Here is a 7,527-nt window from a genome sequence, read left to right as displayed (position 1 = left end):
GACCCGGCCTCCCCGCCGCGACCCCGCGCGGCCCGGACGCCGGGTCGGCGGCGGCCGGCAGCTCAGCGGTCGCGGATGCGCAGCGGCAGCTCCGCGCGGACCCGCCAGCCGCCCCGCTCCCGCGGGCCCGAGGTCAGCGTGCCCCCGACTCCGGCGACCCGCTCGGTCAGCCCCATCAGCCCGAACCCGCCACCGCCGCCGCTGCCGGACGCGCCGCCCGCCGTGACGCCGTCGTCGGTGATCTCCACCACCAGGCGGTTCGGGGAGTCGGCGGCCCGGTCGACGGCGACGCCGACGTGCCGGGCGCCCGTCGCGTACTTCCGCGCGTTGGTCAGCGCCTCGCGGACGACGCGGTGGGCGACGCCCGCGGTCCGTGCCGACACCTCGCGGGGGCCGAGGCCGCTGCCGATGTGCAGGGTCGCCGGTACGCCGGACGCGGAGAACTCCTCCGTGAGTTCCCGCAGCGCGGACAGTTCGGCGGGGCCGGGGCCGGCGGGTGTGCCCGAGTCCCGCAGATGGGAGACCATGGCCCGCATCGACCCCAGCGCCTGGGAACCGGCCTCCTCGATCTCGGCGAGCATCGCGTCGATGGCCTCCGGCGACTGCGACTCGGCGGTGTACCGCGCGGCACGGGTGCGCGCGACGATCGCGGTGACGTGGTGGGCGACGAAGTCGTGGAGGTCCCGGGAGTACTCGATCCGCTGCGCCTGGAGCACCGCTTCCCGCTGCCGGGCGCGCAGCGCGTCGTAGAGCCGCAGGCAGAGCCCGAGCACGACCACCAGCGGCATGACGAGGACCAGCGCCACCAGCAGGATCTCGATCCTGCCGTCGCCCCAGTCCTGCAACCGCAGCGGCATCAGCACGACCACCGCCGCCACCGCGGCCATCAGCCCCGTCGCCCGGCCGGGCCGGAGCTGCCGCACCACGCGGACCCCCAGACACAGCAGCAGGAGCAGCTCCGTCATGCCGGGGGTGTTCTCCGCGCGGTCCTGCAGGCCACCCGCGACCAGGCTCACCACGCCCGAGGTGACCACCGCGGCGGTCGCCACGCGCGTCAGCCGGTACCGCGGCACCAGCAGCGCCGCCAGCACCACGGCCCCGGCGGCCACGTAGCCGACACGCACCGCCCACGCCGGGGGGTTCGCGGCCTCCAGGAAGAGCAGCAGGAGCACCAGCGCGACCGCGGGGGCGAGCAGCGCGTGGCGCAGGCGGAGACGGGCACGCAGGGACCGGATCATGCCCGGGACGTTACGCCACGGCGGGCGGGGGGCGAGCCCGCCCCGGGGGCCGCCGGTGGCCAGGGGCGGGTTTCGGTTTACGGACAGCGGGGCGCGGGTCTGTTCGTCTGAGGTGCTGCCGATCCCGCCCGTCACGGGGGACGCTGAATGGTCAAGACCGCACCGGCATGTACCGCCCTGCCGCCGCTCACCAGCGGCCGGGACACCGGGGAGCCGGGCCCACCACTTCGGGCCGGGCATCGGGCAGGGGGTCGCGAACCCCGTGCCAACTGGTCTTGCATGACAGGAGGCACTGTGTCACTACCAGCATCCGCCAGCTCGACGACAGACGTCGGCCGGCTGCCGTTCAGCGGCGAACTGGACATGGACAGCGTTCCGGGCGTCAGCGCGCGGGCCGCCGAACTGAGGGCGGCAGGCGCGACGCGGCTCGTCCTCGACGTGCGGCACACCACCTTCGCCGACTCGACCGCTGTCAACCTGCTCCTCCAACTACGACAGAACGGCCCGCTCACGCTTCGCGGCCCACTCCCGGATCAGCTGTTCCGCCTGCTCGAACTGACCGGCACCCTGCCGCTGTTCGAGATCGACGAAGACGGGTCGACGGACGACGCCTGAACCGGCGACGCACCCGCACCACGACCCCGTTCCCGCGCCCGAAGCCGGCGCCGGAGCGGGGTCTTCGCATGTGGGCGCACGACCGGAAACCACCCTCCGTCCGCCCCGCCGCGACCGCTGCGATGAAGGCCCGGCAGCCCACCACAGTGGGGCGACACCTCCCGTTGTGCCCCGATCCACACCTGTCCGATACACGACGTTCACTGACCTTTACGCCGGTTGCGTCGAAGGGATCAGGCGTAGGGTCGGCGGGACGCCCTCCCCTGCCGGACAGGCGTACGGCCCGGCGGTCCGGGCAGGCGCGCTGTGCGAGGAAGATTCGGAGGAACATCGTGGTGGAGACCCTGCGCTTCGACAGCGACGACCTGGCGGCGACCGAGGCCTTCATGTCCCGGGCGTACACGCCGATGCGGATCGAGGGCAGCCCGCACGACACCCGGGCGCGGGTCGTCCGCTCCGCCGCACGCGGCCTCAGCGTGGACGAGCTGTCGCTCGGCTACACCATGGCGTACGACGCGGGAGTCCTGAACAAGGTCACCCTGCTGACCATCCACTCCGGCAGCCTGGTCGACACCACCAACGGGCGGAACGAGGTGTACGGCCCCGGGGAGACCTTCCTCATCACGCAGCCGGACGAGCCGTACACCGGCGAGGTCCGGGCGGCCCGCTACACCGTCGCCATGTTCGACCCGGCGCTGCTGACCCAGGTCGCGGAGCTCGGCGCCGGAGCGCAGGGCCCGGTCCGTCTCACCGGCAACCGGACGATCAGCGCGGAGGCGAACCGCCGGCTCGGTGCCGGGCTCGCCTACGTGCGGGACCACGTCCTCAGCGCAGCCGAGGACAACGACCTCGTCGTCGCCACGGCGGCGCGGCACCTCGCGGCGGTCACCCTGGCGTCGCTGCCGAACACGGCGACCGAGGAGGCACCGCAGCGACTCGACAGCCGGGACGCCCACAGCGAGACCCTGCGGCGGGCGATGGTGTTCATCGACGAGAACGCGCACCGGGACATCGGCCTCGCGGAGATCGCGGCAGCCTCGTTCGTCACCCCGCGCGCCGCGCAGTACGCGTTCAGCCGCCACGCGGGGACGACCCCGCTGGGGTACCTGCGGCGGGTGCGCCTGGCGGGCGCCCATGACGCGCTGCGGGCCGGCGGCCCGGGCCTCGTCAGCGTCACGTCGGTCGCGGCGGAGTGGGGCTTCCCCCACCCGGGCCGCTTCGCCGCCCTCTACCGCTCCGTCTACGGCGTGCCCCCGTCCACGACCCTGTACGGCGAGGACGCCCAGCCGGCCGCCGCCGGCTGAGCCCCCGTGGGCGGGGCGCGCCGGGGCGGGGCACGCCCGAGGGGGGCGGCCAGCGTGGCTGGACGCGCCACCCCTCGGAAGGGGCTGTCCGGCTCCGTGGCCGCGGCCACTGCCATCGCTGTCACCGCTTGTGGCCGGGGCTCCCGAGCCCGGGTGCCGGACGTCGCCGACTCTCCCGGCAAGGGCCTCGACCGGCTCGCGGTCCACCGCGACCTCGCGGAACAGCTCCGGCAGGCGCTGCCGGGGGCCTGACCGCGCCACCTTGCCGGCGCGGCGGCACCCTCCCCGCACCACGCCGGCAGGGCCGTCGCGCTGTGTCACCACCGCGCGTCGGACCCCCGTGACGCCCCGCGGGCAGGGCTGCCTCCGGGCGGGACGCAGCACGGCCGGACGACGGACGTCACCGCCTCATCCCGCCACACACTCCCGCAGGGCGTCGACCACTGTGGTCGCGCGGTCGTCCTCCGCCTCCATCTGGTTGGTGAGGAACGCGAACCCGATCTTCAGACCCGGCTCGGCGAAGGCGACCTGCCCGCCCGCCCCGTCGTGCCCGAACCCGTCCGGGGTCAGGTAGCGCCGAGCCCCGGAGTCGAGTTGGAAACCCATCCCCCAGCGCGGCCAGGGTGGCGGGGCGGGGAAGACGGGCTCACCCTCGGTCTGGACCGCCAGCGCCTGCCGCAGGATCCGCTCGCTCAGCAGCCGCACCCCCTCGGTCTCCGTCACCGCCGCCGACCAGAACGCGGCCAGGGCACGGGCGGTGGCCACACCGCCCGCACCGGGTATCTCCGCCGCGCGCACGCGCGGGGAGTTGAATCCCTCGTCCGGGGAGACGAGTTCGGAGGGGAAGGCACCGCCGAGGGTCATGGCGAGATCAGGCCAGTCCGGCACTCCCGGTGTCCGCGCCGCCCGCTGCCCGGCGACGTGCGCGGTGAGCGAGTCACCGGCCCACAGATGCGCGACCCGGTGGTCCTGACTGCGGGGCGATCCGATCCAGGCATCCGCACCGAGCGGCCGGGCGAGCTCCTCGGCGAACAGCTCGCTGACCGGCCGTCCGCTGATCCGGCGCAGCACCTCACCGACGAGCCAACCGTGCGTGAGAGCGTGGTACGCGTAGCCGGTGCCGGGCTCCCAGAGCACTGCCTGCTCGGCCAGCGCCGTGGTGACGGTCTCCCAGTTCAGTACGTCGGGCGGCGACAGCGGGCGCCGGAGCGCGGACAGGCCGGAGCGGTGGGCGAGGACGTCACGGACCAGGATCTTCTCCTTGCCGCGCTGCGCGAACTCGGGCCAGTAGGAGGCGACCGGTTCCAGGTAGTCGAGCTCCCCCCGTTCGGCGAAGCGTGCTGCCAGCACGGCCATGAGGCCCTTGGTGCAGGAGAAGATCACGCTGGTCGTGTCCTCACGCCAGGGGCGACCGGAGCGGTGGTCCGCCAGGCCTCCCCACAGATCGGCCACCACGTCGCCATGGCGCCGCACCGTGAGAGCGGCCCCCATGCGGGGGCGACCGGCGAAGGTGGCGGTGAACGCCTGGCGTACCGGCTCGTACCCGGGCGCGGTCGTGCCGTGGATCTCGGTCATCGCGCCTCCCGGACGTCGGCGACCCGCAGTTGGCCGTCGGGTCCCCAGGCGAGTGGCCGCGGGTCGGCGATGCGGCCGGTGAAATCACCGTCCGGGCCGACGTTCTCGAAGGCGAGCAGGGCCCAGCCTCCACCCGGGGCACGGACGGCGCGCCCGCTGTAGAGCTCCTCCCCCGTCAGGAGGGTGGCCTTCTCCACCGGGACGGGCCCGGTGGGCTCCTCGACCGGCACGGCCCAGATCCCGCCCCGCTCACCGCGCGCACGGCGCTCTCCCGCCAGGTGCGCGGTGTCGCAGGAGAAGAGCACGGCGTGCCGGCCGTCGAGGGTGATCCGCTGCGGCACCTCGATGTGCGCGAAGCCCGCGCCGGGCCGGCTGAGCGCGGGCCGCACCGTCCAGTGGAGGAGGTCGGGCGAGGTGGCGTGGCCGAGGACCCCGCGGTCCAGCGGGTCCCCGCTCGCCAACGGGTCGGTTCCGGAAGCCCTGGCGGTGATCAGCATGTGCCAGCCGCTGCCGCCGGGGGTGCCGTGCACCCAGGGGTCCCGCCAGGCCTCCTCGCGCCAGGTCCGGTCGGGCAGCGTCTCGTAGTACCGGGGGTCCGCGGCCACGGTGGCGCCGGGCACCTTCACCCAGGTGTGCAGGTCGTCGGAGACGGCGACGCCGATGGTCTCGATGTTGGTCGCGCTGTCGGCCGACGTGAATCTGGCGCCGGTGTAGAACATCCGCCAGCGGCCGTCCGGCCCCGGAACCACGCACCCGGTCCAGGTGGCGCTCTCGTCGTGCGCCCCCGGGCCGCCCGGCCCGAGGACCGGGCCGAGGTCCTCCCAGGTGTGGAGGTCGGTGGAGACGGCGTGGCCGATACGGGCATTGCGGTGCCGGAGGTGCTCGCTCCCCAGGGAACGTGGCGCGTGCAGGTAGTAGAGGTGGTACTGCTCGCCGGTGTCGGCGATCCAGAAGTCCCAGACCCAGTGGTCGTCGAGGGCGAAGCTCACAGGTGCTCGTTCCGTTCGTTCGAGTGCCCGGGGCCGGAGGACGGGCCGCGGGCGGGGGTCAGCTCTTGACCGCGCCGGAGAGCAGCGCGCGGACGAACTGCCGCTGGAAGACGAGGAAGACGATGATCACCGGGATGATGACGATCAGCGCTCCCGCGTTCAGCAACGGGATGCTGAGGGAGTACTGGCCCTGGAAGAAGGTCAGCGCACCGGCTGCCGTCCGCTCCAGGGGGTTGTCGATGAGCACCACCGGCAGCAGGAACTGGTTCCACGTCCACAGGAAGTACAGAATCGCCAGCGCCGAGAGGGCGGGCAGTGCGAGGGGCAGTTGCACGCGGCGGAACTCCTGCCACACTCCGGCGCCGTCGACGCGGGCCGCCTCCGACAGCTCCCGGGGGACGTTGACGAAGTGGGCGCGCATCCAGAAGACGCCGAAGGGCATGAAGAGCCCGATGAGCGGCAGAATGACGGCCCATCGAGTGTTGAGCGTGCCGAGGGTCTGTGCTTGGTAGTAGAGCGGGATGATCAGCGATTCGAAGGGGATCGTCAGGCCCAGGACGAGGAAGATCAGTACAGCCCCGCCCCCGCGCACCCGCAGCACGCCCAGTGCGTAACCCGCGAGGGTGGCTGCGAGGAGACTGACCGGGACCACGACGGCGACGATCAGCAGGCTGGAGGTCATGAGCCGACCGACGTGGCCGGTCTCGAAGGCCGTGACGAAGTTGCCCCACTGGGGGTCGGTGGGCCAGGCGAGGCCCGTGGGGTTCACGTCGGCGGGTTGCAACGCGGCGGAGACCATGGTGATGAGGGGCAGCACGGTCAGCACCAGGGCCGCGGCCAGCAGCGCACGGCCGGACCACCGCTCCAGCGGGCCGGTCCTCATCGTTCACCTGCCCGGGCGAGACGCTGGATGGGCAGGATGCAGGCGATGACAAGGACCATGAGCACGATTCCGAACGCGGAGGCGAGACCGACGTCGCTCTGGGTGAAGCCGATGCGGTAGATGGAGATTCCGGGGACGAGGGTGGAGCGGCCGGGGCCGCCCTGGGTGGAGGTGTAGATGATGTCGAACGTGCTCAGCGCGGCGATCACGCTGAGGGTGACCAGTACGGCGATCTCCTGCCGCAGCCCCGGCAGCGTGATGGTGAAGAACTCCCGCCACCACCCGGCCCCGTCGATGCGGGCGGCCTCGTACAGTGATCGGTCGATCTTGCTGATGCCGGTGAGCAGGAGGACCGTGCACAGACCGGTGAGCACCCACGAGCCGATCAGCCCGACCGCCGGCAGCGCGGTGTCGTAGTCGGCGAGCCAGGGCCGGGTGAGACCGCCCAGGCCGACGGCACTGAGGACCTCGTTCACCGCTCCCGTCTGGGCGTACATCCACGACCACGCGATGCCCGCCGCAGCCAACGGGACCACCTGGGGAAGGAAGAGGATGGTCTGCGACGCCCGGGAGAACGCGCCCGAGCGCAGCGAGCGGATCAAGGTGGCCAGCACCAGCCCGGTGCCGACGGGGATGACGGTGAAGAAGAGCAGCAGCACGAAGGCGTTGCCGATGGCACCGCGCAGCTCGGGGTCGCTGAAGACGGTGACGTAGTTCTCGAGGCCCACCCAGGTGGCCTGGCCGACCCCGTTCCAGTCGTAGAACGAGTACTGGACGCCCATACCGAGCGGCCAGACCACGAAGCCGACATAGGCGCCGAGGGCGGGAAGCAGCAGCAGCCAGCCGCGAGCCGCCCCGGCCGGGCGGCGGCCGGGGAGGCGGCGGGGAGGCGGGGTGACGGTCACGCCCTGCCCCCCGGCCCC

The 7,527-nt window shown here is 73.2% G+C and carries 7 protein-coding genes; 2 read left to right on the top strand and 5 right to left on the bottom strand.

What is annotated here, in order from left to right:
- Positions 1-62: 62 nt before the first annotated feature.
- Positions 63-1,238 (bottom strand): sensor histidine kinase, encoded by a 1,176-nt coding sequence (locus HCN52_RS06880; protein ID WP_168087458.1) that lies wholly within the window; start codon positions 1,236-1,238, stop codon positions 63-65.
- Between the two features lie 294 nt (positions 1,239-1,532).
- Between HCN52_RS06880 and HCN52_RS06875 the strand changes: the two genes are divergently transcribed.
- Together HCN52_RS06875 and HCN52_RS06870 are read left to right on the top strand one after the other, a co-directional pair.
- The gene (locus tag HCN52_RS06875; RefSeq protein WP_168087457.1) at positions 1,533-1,853 is read left to right on the top strand and encodes an STAS domain-containing protein; all 321 of its coding nucleotides are present in this window, start codon (positions 1,533-1,535) and stop codon (positions 1,851-1,853) included.
- A gap of 332 nt (positions 1,854-2,185) precedes the next feature.
- Positions 2,186-3,157, top strand: coding sequence for an AraC family transcriptional regulator (locus HCN52_RS06870; protein ID WP_312876583.1), 972 nt, complete (start codon positions 2,186-2,188; stop codon positions 3,155-3,157).
- Between the two features lie 408 nt (positions 3,158-3,565).
- On the opposite strand, the gene HCN52_RS06865 is transcribed toward HCN52_RS06870, so the two are convergent.
- From HCN52_RS06865 to HCN52_RS25260, 4 genes are read right to left on the bottom strand one after another with little or no spacing between them, the layout of a single operon-like run.
- Entirely contained in the window at positions 3,566-4,732 is a 1,167-nt protein-coding gene (locus HCN52_RS06865; RefSeq protein WP_168087456.1) for a serine hydrolase domain-containing protein, read from the bottom strand.
- Complete coding sequence (locus HCN52_RS06860) at positions 4,729-5,721, bottom strand: glycoside hydrolase family protein (protein WP_168087455.1); 993 nt, start codon at positions 5,719-5,721, stop codon at positions 4,729-4,731. The genes HCN52_RS06865 and HCN52_RS06860 overlap by 4 nt, the downstream gene beginning before the upstream one ends.
- Positions 5,722-5,779: 58 nt before the next feature.
- On the bottom strand, positions 5,780-6,604 hold the full coding sequence (locus HCN52_RS06855) for a carbohydrate ABC transporter permease (protein ID WP_168087454.1): 825 nt from the start codon (positions 6,602-6,604) through the stop codon (positions 5,780-5,782).
- The gene (locus HCN52_RS25260; RefSeq protein WP_168087453.1) at positions 6,601-7,509 is read right to left on the bottom strand and encodes a carbohydrate ABC transporter permease; all 909 of its coding nucleotides are present in this window, start codon (positions 7,507-7,509) and stop codon (positions 6,601-6,603) included. The genes HCN52_RS06855 and HCN52_RS25260 overlap by 4 nt, the downstream gene beginning before the upstream one ends.
- Positions 7,510-7,527 lie beyond the last annotated feature (18 nt).

The organism is Streptomyces bohaiensis (assembly GCF_012033785.1).
GTDB lineage: Bacteria > Actinomycetota > Actinomycetes > Streptomycetales > Streptomycetaceae > Streptomyces > Streptomyces bohaiensis.
This window is presented reverse-complemented; position numbering and strand designations above follow the sequence as displayed.

Excerpts from the sequence above, each read along its gene's own strand:
- HCN52_RS06855 (WP_168087454.1), bottom strand. The coding sequence starts at position 6,604 with ATGAGGACCGGCCCGCTGGAGCGGTGGTCCGGCCGTGCGCTGCTGGCC.
- HCN52_RS06880 (WP_168087458.1), bottom strand. The coding sequence starts at position 1,238 with ATGATCCGGTCCCTGCGTGCCCGTCTCCGCCTGCGCCACGCGCTGCTC.
- HCN52_RS06865 (WP_168087456.1), bottom strand. The coding sequence starts at position 4,732 with ATGACCGAGATCCACGGCACGACCGCGCCCGGGTACGAGCCGGTACGC.